At 72.8% G+C, this 15281-nt stretch carries 16 protein-coding genes; 9 read left to right on the top strand and 7 right to left on the bottom strand.

The window, feature by feature from the left end; translation table 11 throughout:
• Positions 1-48 precede the first annotated feature (48 nt).
• Positions 49-420 (top strand): hypothetical protein, encoded by a 372-nt coding sequence (locus K8Z49_RS29615; RefSeq protein WP_412515774.1) that lies wholly within the window; start codon positions 49-51, stop codon positions 418-420.
• A 71-nt stretch (positions 421-491) separates the two neighbouring features.
• Positions 492-902, top strand: coding sequence for a phosphoribosyl-AMP cyclohydrolase (locus K8Z49_RS29610; protein WP_021594306.1), 411 nt, complete (start codon positions 492-494; stop codon positions 900-902).
• A 67-nt stretch (positions 903-969) separates the two neighbouring features.
• On the opposite strand, the gene K8Z49_RS29605 is transcribed toward K8Z49_RS29610, so the two are convergent.
• Together K8Z49_RS29605 and K8Z49_RS29600 are read right to left on the bottom strand one after the other, a co-directional pair.
• The gene (locus K8Z49_RS29605) at positions 970-1527 is read right to left on the bottom strand and encodes a dihydrofolate reductase family protein (RefSeq protein WP_412515773.1); all 558 of its coding nucleotides are present in this window, start codon (positions 1525-1527) and stop codon (positions 970-972) included.
• Between the two features lie 134 nt (positions 1528-1661).
• Complete coding sequence (locus K8Z49_RS29600; RefSeq protein ID WP_412515772.1) at positions 1662-2291, bottom strand: hypothetical protein; 630 nt, start codon at positions 2289-2291, stop codon at positions 1662-1664.
• A 65-nt stretch (positions 2292-2356) separates the two neighbouring features.
• Between K8Z49_RS29600 and K8Z49_RS29595 the strand changes: the two genes are divergently transcribed.
• From K8Z49_RS29595 to K8Z49_RS29585, 3 genes are read left to right on the top strand one after another with little or no spacing between them, the layout of a single operon-like run.
• Positions 2357-3178, top strand: a complete 822-nt coding sequence (locus tag K8Z49_RS29595) for a LuxR C-terminal-related transcriptional regulator (protein ID WP_412515771.1) — start codon at positions 2357-2359, stop codon at positions 3176-3178.
• Between the two features lie 3 nt (positions 3179-3181).
• Positions 3182-4024 carry a transporter substrate-binding domain-containing protein gene (locus K8Z49_RS29590; protein WP_412515770.1) on the top strand — a complete coding sequence of 281 codons (843 nt, stop codon included), beginning with the start codon at positions 3182-3184 and terminating at the stop codon, positions 4022-4024.
• A 49-nt stretch (positions 4025-4073) separates the two neighbouring features.
• Entirely contained in the window at positions 4074-5060 is a 987-nt protein-coding gene (locus K8Z49_RS29585) for a DUF5996 family protein (protein ID WP_111832793.1), read from the top strand.
• Here K8Z49_RS29585 and K8Z49_RS29580 read toward each other — a convergent pair.
• Together K8Z49_RS29580 and K8Z49_RS29575 are read right to left on the bottom strand one after the other, a co-directional pair.
• A complete protein-coding gene (locus K8Z49_RS29580) occupies positions 5057-5773 on the bottom strand; it encodes a hypothetical protein (RefSeq protein ID WP_111832794.1) in 717 nt (238 codons plus the stop codon). The two genes, K8Z49_RS29585 and K8Z49_RS29580, sit on opposite strands and share 4 nt — an antisense overlap.
• Positions 5770-6399, bottom strand: coding sequence for an RNA polymerase sigma factor (locus tag K8Z49_RS29575; RefSeq protein WP_412515769.1), 630 nt, complete (start codon positions 6397-6399; stop codon positions 5770-5772). The genes K8Z49_RS29580 and K8Z49_RS29575 overlap by 4 nt, the downstream gene beginning before the upstream one ends.
• Positions 6400-6635: 236 nt before the next feature.
• Here K8Z49_RS29575 and K8Z49_RS29570 point away from each other — a divergent pair, with 236 nt between their 5' ends.
• The 3 genes from K8Z49_RS29570 (at position 6636) to K8Z49_RS29560 (ending at position 10051) form a co-directional block, all read left to right on the top strand.
• On the top strand, positions 6636-7064 hold the full coding sequence (locus K8Z49_RS29570; protein WP_412515768.1) for a hypothetical protein: 429 nt from the start codon (positions 6636-6638) through the stop codon (positions 7062-7064).
• Positions 7065-7066: 2 nt separating this feature from the next.
• Positions 7067-9247: a bifunctional polysaccharide deacetylase/glycosyltransferase family 2 protein gene (locus K8Z49_RS29565; protein ID WP_021595903.1), complete on the top strand. Its 2181-nt coding sequence runs from the start codon at positions 7067-7069 to the stop codon at positions 9245-9247.
• A gap of 192 nt (positions 9248-9439) precedes the next feature.
• A complete protein-coding gene (locus tag K8Z49_RS29560) occupies positions 9440-10051 on the top strand; it encodes a TenA family protein (RefSeq protein ID WP_021595904.1) in 612 nt (203 codons plus the stop codon).
• Here K8Z49_RS29560 and K8Z49_RS29555 read toward each other — a convergent pair.
• A complete protein-coding gene (locus K8Z49_RS29555) occupies positions 10044-11117 on the bottom strand; it encodes an alkene reductase (RefSeq protein WP_021595905.1) in 1074 nt (357 codons plus the stop codon). The two genes, K8Z49_RS29560 and K8Z49_RS29555, sit on opposite strands and share 8 nt — an antisense overlap.
• A 111-nt stretch (positions 11118-11228) precedes the next feature.
• On the opposite strand from K8Z49_RS29555, the gene K8Z49_RS29550 reads away from it, so the two are divergent.
• Positions 11229-11675: a MarR family winged helix-turn-helix transcriptional regulator gene (locus tag K8Z49_RS29550; protein WP_021595906.1), complete on the top strand. Its 447-nt coding sequence runs from the start codon at positions 11229-11231 to the stop codon at positions 11673-11675.
• 358 nt (positions 11676-12033) lie between these two features.
• Here the strand turns inward: K8Z49_RS29550 and K8Z49_RS29545 are convergent, their stop codons facing one another.
• Entirely contained in the window at positions 12034-14277 is a 2244-nt protein-coding gene (locus K8Z49_RS29545) for a heavy metal translocating P-type ATPase (protein WP_412515767.1), read from the bottom strand.
• 34 nt (positions 14278-14311) lie between these two features.
• Positions 14312-15280, bottom strand: a complete 969-nt coding sequence (locus K8Z49_RS29540; RefSeq protein WP_412515766.1) for a hypothetical protein — start codon at positions 15278-15280, stop codon at positions 14312-14314.
• Position 15281 lies beyond the last annotated feature (1 nt).

Below are 15281 nucleotides of genomic sequence, written 5' to 3'. Positions count from 1 at the left end.
CCGCGGGGTAATCGAGTCGCGTCCACGCCGGGTGCGAGTGTCGCAGGCATGGAACGCGCATTGGAGATGGCGGCGGGAGGCCGCGTCGTGTGGGGAGCGCTGGCGCTGGCCGCGCCCGGCCTCAACGTGAAGCTGGTCGGCGCCGGCGACCGGGACACGCCCGAGCTCAGGTACATGATCCGGATCTTCGGGAGCCGGGCGGTCGCGCTCGGCCTCGGCTACCTGATCAGCGACCCGGCGGCGCGGCGCCGCTGGCGAAGGCTCTGCCTGATGGTGGACGCCTGCGACACCGCCGCCGGGGTCGCGCATCTGATCCGCGGGGACGTGCCGCGCGGGCCCGCGGCCGGGCTGGCGGCGATCACCGGCGGCTACGCCGCCCTCGGCGCGCTGGCCCTGCGCGCGGACGGCCGGACGGCCTGAGAGAGGGCCCGGCGAGCCCGCCGGCCCGTGTCGGGTACGACGCCCACCGCGCGGCCGGGCAGGATGGCAGGGTGAACGAACTCGAAGAAGGCACCCGGCTCACCCTGGACTTCGACAAGCTGGCCGGCGTCGCGGCCACCGGGGCGCGGGTCGTCCCGGTGGTCCTGCAGGACGCCGGCAGCGGTGAGGTCCTGTTCATCGGATACGCGAACGACCAGGCCCTGAAGGCCACGCTGGAGGAGAGGATCGCCGTCCTGTGGTCGACGTCCCGCAACGAGCTGTGGCGGAAGGGCGCGACCTCGGGGGACGTCCTCGCCCTGGTCGACGTGCGCGTCAACTGCGAGCAGAACTCGCTGCTCTACCTGGTCGACCGCACCACGGGCGGCGCCTGCCACACGAACCTCCCGTCCGGGGAGGCCCGGCCGACCTGCTACTACCGCTCGGTCACCGACGAGACGACCCTCCGCCACCTCCTGCAGTAGGCCGTCGAGGCGGCCAGGACGCCGGCCTGGCCGCCGCCGGCACCGCGCCGGCCCGGCACGCCGGTCATCAGCGCTTCGGCTTGAGGTGCAGGACGGTGATCCCGCAGTCGAACGAGCGCGAGCCGGCGAGGTCGAGCCGCTGGTAGCCGCCCGCCGGGAAGACCGGCATGCCGGACCCGACCGCGGTCGGGTTGACGAACAGGTGCAGATCGTCGAGCAGCCCCCGTCCGATCAGGTCCCGGACGAGCGTGCCGCCGCCGTAGGTGATGAGGTCGCCGCCCGGCTCGGCCTTCAGCCGGTTCACGGTCTCGGTGAGGTCGCCGCCCGCGACCACGGCGTTCTTCCACGGCGACTCGGCGAGCGTGTCGGAGATGACCACCTTCGGGGTGTTGTTCATCTGGTCGATGGACTCCTGTGTCTCGCCCTCGGGCCCTGACTCCCACGCCGGGATGAAGCCCTCCGCGAGCTTGCGGCCGAGGACCATGCAGTCGACCGACGCGTGGAGCGCGTCGACATAGGCGTCGACGTCGTCGGTCCACGGCATCGTCATCCAGTCCATCTCGCCGTTCGGGCCGGCCATGTAGCCGTCCGCGCTGACCTGGACCTGAAGCTTGAACGTGCGCATTGTGAGCGTCCTCTCGGGCGGGCGGCGGGACCGTCCTGCCGCTGTCCTTCCCAGTGCCCCCAGCCTCGCGGACCGCGTTTACGGAATGTTTACGGCGCCACCTCCGTCCCGGCGCCCGCCCGGCCCCCCTCCGCTCAGTCCAGCCCCAACCCGGTGATCGATGTGCCGATGACGCGCCACCTGTCGTCCTGCCTGGCCACCGTGACGGAGACCGGCCGGATGCCGGACGGGCGGACGATGACCTCCGCCGTTCCGGTGCCCCGCATCCGCACCGTCGTGCTCGCCTTTCCCAGTGCTTCCCTCCAACGCCCGGGAGTGCCGGGGCGGTTGGAGTCCGCGATGCGCTCCGCGTACTCCAGGACCACGCTGTCGCAGCCGCGCAGAGCGAAGCGCTTGGCTCGTGCGTCAGCCGACACGAGTTCGCACGCGGTCGCCGCGTCGCCCGCGACGGCGGCCTGGAGATAGATGACGGCGGTCTGCCTGGCACCTTTCTCGCCGCCCGACGAGCCGATGCCTTTCACCTCGGCCGGCGTCATTCCCTCTTCGTAGGTGAGCGGCGCCTTCCCGCCCTGGACATTGAGGATGACGACGGACCCGCCTCCGAACACCGTGAGAGCCGCCAGCCCGGCCAGCCCGACGCGGATATTGCGCTTCCTGACGTTGATGTCGCCGCCCGCGATCTGCGTCGACCGAATGTTTCCCCAGGTGCCCACATTGACCTGATTTCCCGCCGAGGGGCGATCATTGGGATTGCTCGGGAGCATCCGCCCTCCTTACAATAGACGGCGTCAGATTAACTCCATGGCTGATCGTTCGATATGGCCCGAAGGTGGAACGACGGCGCCCCGAGGTGACGGCGATGCAGGACGGTCCGCTCGGCACCCGTGACCTGACGCGCCTGCTCACGGTGGTCGAGGAGTGCGGGCGGCAGCCCGATCTCGCCGCCTTCCGGGAGACCGCGGTGGACGCGCTCGCCCGCCACCTCGGCTACCGGCACGCCACCTTCTTCGCGGGCCGGACGGTCCCCGCCCTCTTCGCCGACCGGGATCCCGTGGCGAACGGCCTGCCTGGGCACATCGTCCGCCGCTACGTCGAGGACGCGCACCGCGTCGACCCGTTCGCCCAGCGCGCCGCCGCGCCCGGCTACCGCGGCCGCCGTGTCCTGTCCCTGGACCAGCTCGATCCCCTCGGCCTTCCCGGCGGGCGCGAGTACCTTGATTCTTTCCTTTTTCGGAATGGCATCCACGCGAAGATGGTCATGCTTCTCCAGGCGCCGGGAGCGGCTGCCGGAATCGGCATCCTCTCCAAAGAGTCCGGGGAATTCCGGGCGGTCGACCTGGCCCGCGTCTCCTTGTTGAGAGGCCATCTGGAGAACCTTTTTCGCCTTTACGTCCGGCAGTCGGCGCGCACGCCGGTCGAGCCTCGCCTCACCTCCCGCCAGGCGGAGGTGGCCGATCTGGTGGCGAGCGGGCTGACGAACAGGGAGATAGCCGAGGCCCTGTTCATCAGCACCGACACCGTGAAGAAGCACCTGGCGAGGGCGATGGAACTGACCGGATCCGCCAACCGCACCCAGCTGGCGCTGACCTGGAACCGGCACCGCGCCGACCCGGCCGGAGGGCCGGGGGCGGCCACGACACGGGGGGCCTGATCGTTGGCTGCGACATGGTTCGGGGGTCCGAGGACGCGGCGGCCCATCGCCGCCGCGACCGCGCTGCTCGCCGGCTGCCTGCTGCTGAGCGGATGCGGGCGGGACGAGACGGCGTCCATCCTCGGCGCGGAGGCGCTGGTGGCCGGGGTGCGGCCGGATCTGCCGGGCATCGGGTTCCGGCGTCCGGACGGGACGTTCGAGGGCCTGGACGTGGACGTCTCCCGCTACCTCGCCGAGCGGATGGGGAAGAAGGTCCGGTTCGTCCCCGCGCTGGCGCGGGACCGGGAGCGGCTCCTCCGGGACGGCGACGTCGACATGGTGCTGACGTTCTGGATCGAGCCCGAGTGGAAGCAGCGCCTCGCGTTCGCGGGCCCCTACCTCCTGTCGTACCAGGACATCCTCGTCCGGGACGGCGAGAAGAAGGTGCGCGGGGTCCGCGACCTGAAGGGGCGCAGGATCTGCGCGGTCACCGGGTCGGGCGCGGCCGAGGCCGTGACCGTGGAGCGGGAGGTGCCGGCGGTCCCGGTCACGGCGCGCTCCTACGACGAGTGCATGGTCATGCTGGGGGACGGCCGGATCGACGCGGTCACCACGAACGACACGATCCTGGCCGGGCTGAAGACGCGCCAGGGCGCCGGGTTCCGCCTGCTGAACTCCCGGTTCGGCGAGCGGCGGACGGGCATCGCGATCCGGCAGGGCGACCCGGACGGCTGCGAGGCGCTCAACCGGGCCATCACCGAGATGTACCAGGACGGGATGATGGCGAAGTTCATGCACAAGTGGTTCGGCGCGTCCGGCCTCGACCTGTCGGACGTCGAGGTCCCGCAGTTCGAAGGCTGCCTCTGACCCCCACACCGCCCCGGGCGGATCAGGTTGGGCCGCCGGGATGCCGGGCATGACCGCACACGTCCGGGTGAGGGGGGCGACGGTGGAGGGACAGGGCTGGCCGCGGCTGCGGGTCGATGACTGGCAGGAGACCCGCGACACGCTGCACATGTGGACGCAGATCGTCGGGAAGATCCGGCTGGCGCACGCGCCGCTGGTGAACCACTGGTGGCAGGTGACGCTGTACGTCAGCGCGCGCGGCCTGACCACGTCCGCGATCCCCCACGGCACGGGGGCGTTCGACATCGAGTTCGACTTCGTCGACCACCTGCTGCTCGTCCGCACGACCGAAGGCGGGGCACGGGAGATCGGGCTGGAGCCCATGCCGGTCTCGGAGTTCTACGCGCGGACGATGCGGGCCCTCGACGACCTCGGGGTCCCGACGCGCATCCAGGCGCGCCCCAACGAGGTCGACCCCGCGATCCCGTTCGCGGAGGACGACCGGCACGCCTCCTACGACGCCGCGGCGGCGCACCTGTTCTGGCGCCAGCTGCTCCAGCCCGCGCGGGTGATGGGCGAGTTCCGCTCCCGCTTCGCCGGCAAGGTCAGCCCGGTGCACTTCTTCTGGGGCGCGATGGACCTCGCCTGCACGCGCTTCTCCGGACGGGACGCCCCCGAGCATCCGGGCGGGGCCCCGAACTGCGGCGACTGGGTGATGGTCGAAGGCTATTCACGGGAGCTCAGCAGCTGCGGCTTCTGGCCCGGCGGAGGCGAGGAGGGCGCCTTCTACGCCTACGCCTACCCCGAGCCGCCGGGATTCGCCGACCGTCCGGTTGGGCCGTCCGGCGCCTTCTACAGCCGGGAGAACGGCCAGTTCCTGCTGCCGTACGAGGCGGTGCGGAAGGCTCCCGATCCCGATCGCGCCCTGCTGGAGTTCCTCCAGGACACCTACGAGGCGGCGGCCGACCTCGGCCACTGGGACCGCTCCGCCCTGGAGGTCGACCCGGCCCGCTGGTCCCACAAGGCCCGAGGGACCGTCCACGAGGCGCGCGGCTAGTCCTGGCCGTCGCCTGCCCCGGAGGAGCCGCCGTCGCCGGCGCCATCGAGGTCCACGGTGCCGTTCCCGGAGCCGCCCTGGGCCTTCTGCGGACTCAGCCCGTTGCCGCTGCCGGTGCCGTTCCCGCTGCCGCCGCCGTTCCCCGAGTTGGCGCCGGGCGACGAGCCGTTGTCGTTCCCCGGGCCTCTCGGAGGCTTGACCGGCTTCTCCGGCTTCGCGGTCTTCTTCTGCTGGCCCGGCGCGTTCGTCCTGCCGTGCGACTTCCTGGCGCCGGGCGTGCCCCCCGCTCCGGGCTTCCCGGGGGCCGGCGACGTCCCAGGAGGCTGCGAGCCGTGCGTCGCGGGGGTGCTGTCGCCGCCGCGGCCCTTGGGCTCGCTGCGGGTCGGCGACGGGGAGGGCGCCGGTTCCTGGCCGGGGAAGTTGCCCGTCGCGTACGCCACGCCGCCCGACAGCAGCAGGATCAGGCCGCCCACCGCCGCGATGATCTTGGCGGTCAGAAAGCGGCGCAGGTCCGCCGCCCGGTGCCGGCGGGTGGAGCGCGGGGCGGCCAGGAAGGCGGCGACGGCGGCGTCCTCGCCGCCGAGCTCCTCCGGGCGGCCGGGCGCCGCGGCGGCGGAGAGCAGCGCACGCAGCGCGGCAGGGCCGTCGCCGCCGTCGAGCAGGCGCTCGGCGGTGCGGTCGTCCGGCCTTCCGGGCTCGGTGTGGTCGCTCATGTCACCCCTTCAGCGCCGGTACCGCCGCTTTTGTCACCTCGGACGAGCGGCCGGGCCTGTGCCGGGTCGTCGGTGGCCTGGGGACTGGGGGACGACAGCCGTTCGGCGAGCCGCCGCAGGCCGCGGTAGGCGGCGGTGCGGACGGCGCCCGGACGCTTGCCGAGGACCGAGCCCGCCGACTTGGCGTCCAGGCCCACGACGACGCGCAGCAGCACCGCCTCGGCCTGGTCGCGGGGGAGTTCGGCGATCAGCGCCAGGGCCCGCTCGGTGGCGATGCCGTCCAGCGCGTCCAGCTCGGTGTCGGCACCGGCGGCCATCGTCACCAGCTCCTCGGCCGGCAGGTCGGTGTCGGGGCGCCGCGACCGGCGGCGCAGATGGTCCAGGGCGCGGTGCCGGGTGATCGTCGCGGTCCAGCCCCGGAAGCCGTCGAGGTCGCCGCGGAACGAGCGGAGGTCCCGGGCGATCTGCAGCCAGGCCTCCGACGTCACGTCCTCGGCGTCCGCGCCGACGAGCGCGCCGGCGAACCGGATCAGGCGGGGCTGGACGTCGCGGTAGAGCATGCGGAAGGACGCCTCGTCGCCGTCCTGCGCCGCACGCAGCGCCCGGCTGAGCTCGTCCTCGTCCACCGCGCCATTGTGCAGGCATTTCCCCGGTGGTGTGACACGTACTCGGAGGTACGCGCTGAAGCAGTGAACGCCTTTGCCGCCGGGCGTTCCCCCCCCCGCACCCGATTGATGGACGAAGGATGATCGGCAACGTGCCGCAAGATCGGGACAAGCTACTTGTCACCGGCATTTCGCCGGTGACCGGGCCGCCGACGACGCCCCTGCCGCCGGCGACGCCGATGCCTTCGACGACACCGATGCCCTCGGCGACGCCGGACCGGGAGCCGGACGCGGAGACGGCGCCCGTCTTCGCCGACGCGTCCGGATGGCGGGCGCGGTTCGGGCGCAGGCTCGGGCTGCTCGCCGGCGCCCTCCTCATCGTGTTCCTGGGCTCGCTCGGCCTCGGCATGACCACGGGCGCCGATGTGCCGCTGACGCCGTGGAGCCGCGCCTCCCCCGAGCCGCGCGTGAAGCTGAGCCGCCCGAACGTCCCGCCGAAGCACACGACGAGCAAGGCGCCCGCGGCGGCGCGGCCCCGGCCCACCGCGCAGGCCGGGAGGCCCGCTCCGTCCGCGGCCCCGGGGCCCTCCTCCCTCCCGGGCCCGACGGCCGCCGCCACCACGGACCGTCCCGGGAAGTCGCAGGCCAGCCCGCCCGCGTGGGGCCGCCAGAAGAAGAACCGCTGACCGTGCGGCGGCGTGAGCCACGGGGGCACTGGGCTCTGCTCCTGCTCGGCGGGCTGGCGCTGACCGTGCTCCTCCTGCTGGACGGCTTCGCGCACGGCGCCGTCGGCGAGGCGCCGCGGGAGGTGCCGCGGCGGCCCGTGCCGGCTCCGTCCCAGATCGTCTCGGGCGGCCCGGTCGTCAACCTCGCGGGGGGAACCCCGCAGAGCCGCCGGATGCCCGCGAAGACGATCGCGCTGACGTTCGACGACGGCCCCGACCCGACGTGGACGCCGCGGCTGCTGGACGTCCTGCGCCGCCGCGGAGCCCGCGCCACGTTCTTCACCGTCGGCGCCCGCGTAGCCGAGAACCCGTCGCTGACCAGGCGCATCCTCCGCGAGGGCCACGAGATCGGGTCGCACACCTACACGCACGTCGACCTCGCCGCCGCGCCCGCGTGGCGCGGGCGCCTGGAGATGGACCTCACGCAGCGGGCGCTGGCGGGCGCGGCCGGCGTCCACACGCGGCTGATGCGGATGCCGTACTCGTCCCGTCCGGACGGCCTGACCGCGCCCGAGTGGCGCGCGGCCGAGCGGGCCGGCCGGGACGGGTACGTCGTGGTCCTCGCCGACCGCGACACCGAGGACTGGGCCGAGCCGGGCACCGCGACGATCGTCCAGCGGGCGCTGGCGGCGGAGCGGCAGGGCGAGGGCGCGGTCGTGATGCTGCACGACTCCGGCGGCGACCGGTCCGAGACCGTCGCGGCCGTGGAGCGGATCCTCGACCGGCTCCAGCCGCGGGGCTACCGGTTCACCACGCTCACGCGGGCGCTCGGCATTCCCGCGGCCGAGGTGCCGGTGCCCGCGCACGAGAAGGCCGTCGGCTGGACGCTCGTCGCGGCCCAGCGCGCCGCGTCCGCCCTCACCGGGACGATGGGCGTGCTGTTCGCGGTGGCCGGGATCCTGTACGTGCTCAGGCTCCTGACGCTGCTGGTGTTCGCGCACGTCCACATGCGGCGGGTCCGGACGCCGCGGTACCGCCCGCGGCGGGCCGCCGGGCCGGGGCGGGCGCCGCCGGGGGAGCTGCCGCCCGACCCGTTCCCGCCCGTGTCCGTGGTCGTCCCCGCCTACAACGAGGAGGCGGGGATCGCGGCGACCGTCGCCTCGCTCCTCGACACCGACTACCCGGGCACCGTCGAGGTGATCGTGGTGGACGACGGGTCCACCGACGGCACGGCCGCGATCGTCGACTCCCTCGGCCTGCCCGGCGTGTACCTGATCCGCAAGCCGAACGGCGGCAAGCCGAGCGCGCTCAACGCGGGCATGGAGGTGGCCCGGTCGGAGATCTTCGTGCTGGTGGACGGCGACACCGTCTTCCAGCGGGACACGATCCGGCACCTCGTCGCGCCGTTCGCGGACCCGGACGTGGCGGCGGTCAGCGGGAACACCAAGGTCGCGAACCGCGGCGGCATCCTCGGACGCTGGCAGCACATCGAGTACGTCATCGGCTTCAACCTCGACCGGCGGATGTTCGACGTCCTGCGGTGCATGCCGACCGTGCCGGGCGCGATCGGCGCGTTCCGGCGGTCGGTGATGGCGCGGGTGGGAGGCGTCCCGGGCGACACCCTCGCCGAGGACACCGACCTCACCATGGCGATCTGCCGCACCGGGATGCGCGTCGTCTACGAGGAGAAGGCCATCGCCTGGACGGAGACGCCGTCCTCCCTGCGGCAGCTGTGGAGGCAGCGGTACCGCTGGTGCTACGGGACGATGCAGGCGATGTGGAAGCACCGCCGCTCCGTCGTCGAGCGCGGCGGGTCCGGGCGGTTCGGGCGCCGCTGCCTGCCCTACCTGACGGTGTTCCAGGTCCTGCTGCCGCTGTTCGCGCCGGCCGTCGATCTGTTCGCGCTGTTCGGGCTGGTCTTCCTGGACCCCGCCGCTCCCGTTATCACCTGGGCGGTGTTCGTGGCCGCGCAGGCCGCCGCGGGCGCCTACGCGCTCTGGCTGGACGGCGAGCCCGTCCGCCCGCTGTGGGCGCTGCCGCTCCAGCAGTTCGTCTACCGGCAGCTGATGTACCTGGTCGTCGTCCAGTCCCTGGTCACGGCCCTGCTGGGGGCGGGGCTGGGCTGGCACACCATCAGGCGGACGGGGACCTTCACCGATTTCAGAGGCCGGGAACAATCCCCGGGGTCCATCGGTTACACATGACAGCCGGTGTGCCTGGTGTCCCCGGGCCTCACCTTTCGCCTTCACGGAATACCGTCCGGCTGGAGCCGTGTTGTGCCTTTCGCCGAGAGGCGACCCACACACCGGTGCAAGCCCTGTCCGTTAGGGCAGATCAGGCCCCGCCGGGTCGTCCGACCCGGCGGGGCCTGATCGTTTGCGGGCAGACTTGGCGGCATGAGTCTCGCCGCGCGCCTGGAGCACCTCGGCCGCCCTCTGGTCGACGAACAGCTCGAGCACCCCACCGTCCAGGGCATCGCCCAAGGGAATCTGGACGAAGCCGTATTCCGCTCCTGGCTGGAGCAGGACTACCTCTTCCTGCACGACTACGTGCGCGTGTTCTCGCGCCTCGCGTGGCAGGCACCCGACCCCCATCTCGGCGATCTCGTCGATCTCGCCCATGCGACGTTCCACGACGAGCTTGAGCTGCACCGATCTCTCTCCGCGAGCTTCGCCGCGGACTTGGACGGCGCCAAGAAGGGCCCGGCCTGCGCGGCGTACACGTCCTTCCTCCTGGACAGCGCCGCCGTGTACGCCGATGGCCTCGCGGCCCTGTACCCCTGCATGTGGGGTTACTCGACCCTCGGACGGCTGCTCGCGGAGAACCCGCCGTCCGAACCGCGTTACCGCCGCTGGGTCGACACCTACGCCGACCCGGGGTTCGCGGAGCTGACGTCCCGCATCGCCCAGATGATCGACGAGTCCGGCGCCGAGCAGGCGGTGGCGGAGCGCTTGTTCCTGGAGGGCATGCGCCACGAGATCGCCTTCTGGGACGTGCCCCTCACGTGAGCGCCGGGTAGTCCACGTACCCCTCCGCGCCGCCGCCGTAGACGAGCTCGGGCACGTGCGGGTCGAGCGGGGCGCCCGACGCGAACCGCGCGGGCAGGTCGGGGTTGGAGATGAACAGGCGGCCGAAGGAGAACACGTCGGCCAGCCCCGCCTCGACCACCGACTCGCCGGCCGCCCGCGTCGTCGGCTCGTCGCCGTTGAAGTTGCCGATCAGCGTGCCCGACCAGCGCGGGCGCAGGTCGGCGAGGGCGCCGTACGCGCCGCGCTCGATGATGTGCAGGTAGGCCAGGCCGAGCGGGTCCAGGGCGTCGACGAGCGCCCGGTAGGTGCCCTTCGGGTCCTCCTCGGCGATCTCGTTCTCCGGGTTGTCGGGGGAGATGCGCAGGCCGACGCGCTCCGGGCCGACCGCGTCCGCCACGGCCCGCACGACGTCGAGCGCGAAGCGGATCCGGCCGTCGCGGGAGCCGCCGAACCGGTCGGTGCGCCGGTTGGTGTTCTCGGCGAGGAACTGCTGGACGAGGTAGCCGTTCGCGCCGTGCACCTCGACCCCGTCGAACCCGGCCCGGATCGCGTTGCGCGCCTCGGCGGCGAAGTGGCCGACGGCCGCTTCGACCTCGGCGGTCGTCATCGCGCGGGGCGTGACGTGCTCGACGGAGCCCACGTTCGTGTGGATCCGCTGCGACTCGATCCGGACGGCCGAGGGGGCGACCGGCGTCGCGCCGCCCGGCAGGTTCAGCGGGTGCGTCATCCGGCCCACGTGCCAGAGCTGAGCGAAGATCGTCCCGCCCGCCGCGTGCACGGCGCCGGTGACCTCGCGCCATCCGGCGACCTGCTCGTCCGTCACCAGCCCGGGAATGCCGGGGCCGCCCTTGCCGAGCTCGTGCGGCCAGATCCCCTCGGTGACGATCAGGCCCGCCGCGGCACGCTGCGCGTAGTACTCCCCGGTCAGCGGGTGCGGGACGGCGGTCACGTCGTCCGCCCTCCCCCGCGTCATCGGCGCCATCGCGATCCGGTTGCGCAGCCTGAGATGCGGGCCCTCGTACGGGGTGAGCAGCGGGCCGGTCATCGGGGTCCCCTCTCGCCGGGCGGGTCATGTGCATGTACCTGCATGAGTTGTATGTACATGCAGATATTGGCATTGCATGTATGCTGGCGTCAACAGGGAAGCGGGTGCGAGATGAGCCTTGCCGAGAAGACCGCCGGGACCACGGCCACCGCCGACGGCCCCCTCTGGGACGGCATCGTCACCCTGCACGGGCGCGTCGAGGCCCGGCTCGCCAAGGCGCTGCAGCGCCGCCACGGGATCGGCCTGTCGGAGTACCGGGCGCTCTGCCGCCTCTCCCGCGCCGAGGACCACGAGCTGCGGATGCAGGAGCTCGCCGACCTCATCGGCCTCAACCAGAGCTCGGTCAGCCGGCTCGTCGCCCGCCTGGAGGCCGCGGGCCTCACCCGCCGCGCCATGTGCCCCAAGGACCGCCGCGGCGTCTACAGCGTCATCACCGACGAGGGCCTGGCCGTCCTGGACAAGGCCAGCCCCACCTACGTCGAGACCCTCACCGAAGCCCTCGACGCCGCCGCCGAAGACCCCACCCTCGCCCCGCTGATCGCCACCCTCCGCCCCTGATCGCCACCCTGCCCCCTTGATCGCGGCCTTGCGCTCTTGATCGCGGCCTTGCGCTCCTGATCGCCACCCTGCCCCCTTGATCGCGAGCTTGCGCTCTTGATCGCGGCCTTGCGCTCCTGATCGCCACCCTGCCCCCTTGATCGCCACCCTGTGCCTCTGATCGCCACCCTGTGCCCCCTATCGCGAGCTTGCGTCGCTGAGCTCTCCTGGCCCGCGGACCTTAGTCCGCACGTCGGCCGCGCTATAGGGGCTGCTCGCGTAGTGAGCCTCTGGGGACCCCGGAGGGAGGCGGCCATCGCACGCAGTGCCTGTGACGCCGGGCCGTCAAGGCCCGGCGTCACAGGCACTGCGATCGGACTCAGAGCGGCTTGAAGCTCCGGAGGCGGAGGCTGTTGGTGACGACGAAGACCGAGGAGAACGCCATGGCGCCACCCGCGATCATCGGGACCAGCAACCCGGACGCCGCCAGCGGGATGGCCGCCACGTTGTAGGCGAACGCCCAGAACAGGTTGCCCTTGATCGTGCCGAGCGTGCGGCGGGACAGCCGGATCGCGTCGGCCGCTGCGCGCAGGTCGCCGCGCACCAGGGTCAGGTCGGACGCCTCGATCGCCACGTCCGTCCCGGTGCCCATCGCGAGGCCGAGGTCGGCCTGGGCGAGCGCTGCGGCGTCGTTGACCCCGTCCCCGACCATCGCCACGGTCCGCCCCTCGGACTGGAGGCGCTTGACCACGTCCACCTTGTCCTGCGGCAGGACCTCGGCGATGACCTCCTCGATGCCGACCGTGTCCGCGACCGTGCGGGCCACCGTCTCGTTGTCGCCGGTCAGCAGGACCGGACGCAGCCCGAGCGCCGTCAGCCGCTCGACCGCCTCCCGCGAGGTCGGCTTGACCTGGTCCGCGACGGTGACGACCGCGCGGGCCTCGCCGTCCCAGCCCACCGCGACGGCGGTGTGGCCGAGCGACTGGGCCTTCTCCATGGCGCGTTCGAGGTCGGCGGTGAGGTGCTGCGACCACTCGGCGAGCAGCTGCGGGCGTCCCGCGAGGACGCCGTGCCCGTCCACCACGCCCTGGACGCCGAGGCCCTCCACGTTGGCGAAGTCCTCGACCGTGCCGAGTTCCCCGACCCGCTCCAGGGCACCCTTGGCGATCGCCTGGGCGATCGGGTGCTCGGACGCGTTCTCCAGCGCCCCCGCCAGCCGCAGGACCTCGTCCTCCGACACGCCGTCGGCGGTGACGACGTCGACCAGGGCCATCCGGCCGGTGGTGACGGTGCCGGTCTTGTCCAGCACGATCGTGTCGACGCGGCGGGTGGACTCCAGGACCTCGGGGCCCTTGATCAGGATGCCGAGCTGCGCGCCGCGTCCCGTCCCGACCATGAGCGCGGTCGGGGTGGCCAGGCCGAGGGCGCACGGGCAGGCGATGATCAGCACCGCGACCGCGGCGGTGAACGCGCCGGCCAGCGGCTCGCCGGTGCCGATCCAGAAGCCGAGCGTGCCGATCGCCAGCGCGATCACGATCGGGACGAAGACGCCGGAGATCCGGTCGGCGAGCCGCTGCGCCTGCGCCTTGCCGTTCTGCGCCTCCTCCACCAGCCGCGCCATCTGCGCGAGCTGGGTGTCGGCGCCGATCCGGGTGGCGCGCACCAGCAGCCGCCCGCCGGCGTTCACGGTCGCGCCGGCCACCGTGTCGCCGGGCCCGACCTCGACCGGGACCGACTCGCCGGTCAGCATGGACGCGTCCACCGCGGACGAGCCCTCCTCGACCGTCCCGTCCGTGGCGATCTTCTCGCCGGGACGGACGACGAACAGGTCGCCCTCCGCGAGCCGGCCGATGGGGACGCGCTCCTCGCGCCCGTCCCGGATGACCGAGACCTCCTTGGCGCCGAGCTCCAGCAGGGCCCGCAGCGCGGCGCCGGCGCGGCGCTTGGACCGCGTCTCGAAGTACCGGCCGGCCAGGATGAACATGATCACACCGGACGCGGCCTCCAGGTAGATGTTCATCGACCCGTCCGAGCGGGTCATCGAGAACTCGAACCCGTGCTTGATGCCCAGCTCGCCGGCGGTGCCGAGGAACAGCGCCCACAGCGACCAGGCGAACGCGGCGAGCGTGCCCAGCGAGATCAGGGTGTCCATGGTGGTCGCGCCGTGCCGCAGGTTGACCGCCGCGGCCTTGTGGAACGGCCAGCCCGCGTACACCACGACCGGGGAGGCCAGCGTCAGCGAGAGCCACTGCCACCCCTCGAACTGGATGGCCGGGATCATCGCCATCGCGATGACGGGGACCGACAGGACGACCGCGGTGATGAGCCGCTGCCGGACCGGGCGCAGGGCGTCGTCCGGCTCGGGCGCGGCGTCCTGCGCGCCCTCCTCCGCCGGCGGGGCCGGCAGCGCGGCCGTGTAGCCCGCCTTCTCGACCGTCGTGATCAGGTCCTCCGGAGATACCTCCGGGGGGAACTCGACGCGGGCCTTCTCGGTGGCGTAGTTGACGGTCGCGGTGACGCCGTCCATCTTGTTGAGCTTCCGCTCGATGCGGTTGGCGCACGAGGCGCACGTCATACCGCCGATCGTCAGCTCGATAGGCGCGGACTTCGCTTCCGTGCTCATCGTGTCCTCCTTCGCATCGATCGTGCGGTACGCGTCAGTGGGTGTGGGGGCGGTCGTCGTGGCCGGGTTCGGCCTCCTGCGCGGGGACCTGGGTGTCCCCGGCGTGCACCGTGAACTCGGCGGTGCGGACCTTGCCGCCGTGCTTGAAGTCCAGGTAGAGCCGGTAGGCGCCGGAGCTGGGCGCCTCGGCGGAGAACGTGATGCCGGGGCCGGGCTCGGTGACACCGTCGCCGGGCTCGCCGTCCGGGTGGACGTGCAGGTAGGCGAGGTCGCCCTGCCGCAGGGCGACGAGGTGCCCGTACGCCTCCAGGTACGGCTGCAGGTCGGTGACCGGCCTGCCGTCCTTGCTCACGGTGAGGGTCAGCTCGGTGGACTTGCCCGGGGTGAGACCGCCGGTGAGCTTCACCTCGTAGCCGTCCACCGTCGCCACCTGCTCGGGCTTGGGCAGCGGGGCGGGCTTCTGGTCGCCCGGGGCGAAGACGTCGGTCCCCAGCGTGAGCTGCCGGGTCGCGCCGGTCGGCTGGATGTCGGTGAAGAACCGGTACACGCCCGCCTTCGGCAGCTTGATCTGGACGGACCAGACGCCGCCGCCGAGCTGGGTCGGGTGCAGGTGCTGGAAGCCCGCCAGGTCGCGCCGAGCGACGATCAGGTGCAGCAGCTTGCCGTGCAGGGGCTTGAACGCGGTGACGGGCTTTCCGTCCGGGCCGGTGATGGTGAACCGGAAGTCGGTCTTCTCGCCCGGGGTGACGGTCGTCCGCTGGGGGGTCAGCGTGTAGCCGTCCTCCGACACCTGGAGGCCGCCGGGGGCGTGGGCCGCCGCGGCGGTGTGCCCGCCGCCGTGCCCGCCCTCGCCGCCGCCGGCGTGGCCGCCGCCGTTCTCGTGGGAGGCCATCTTCTCGGCGGGCTCGCCGACGGGGCCGGTGATCTTACCGATGCCCGCGGCGCCGCCGAAGACGACCGCCAGTCCTACGGCGTAGGCCCCGATCCTGGTCGCGCTGTTCATG

The organism is Actinomadura madurae (genome assembly GCF_047130825.1).
GTDB lineage: Bacteria > Actinomycetota > Actinomycetes > Streptosporangiales > Streptosporangiaceae > Spirillospora > Spirillospora madurae.
Note: the sequence above shows the minus strand (reverse complement) of the source record. Positions and strands in the feature narration are given on the sequence as shown.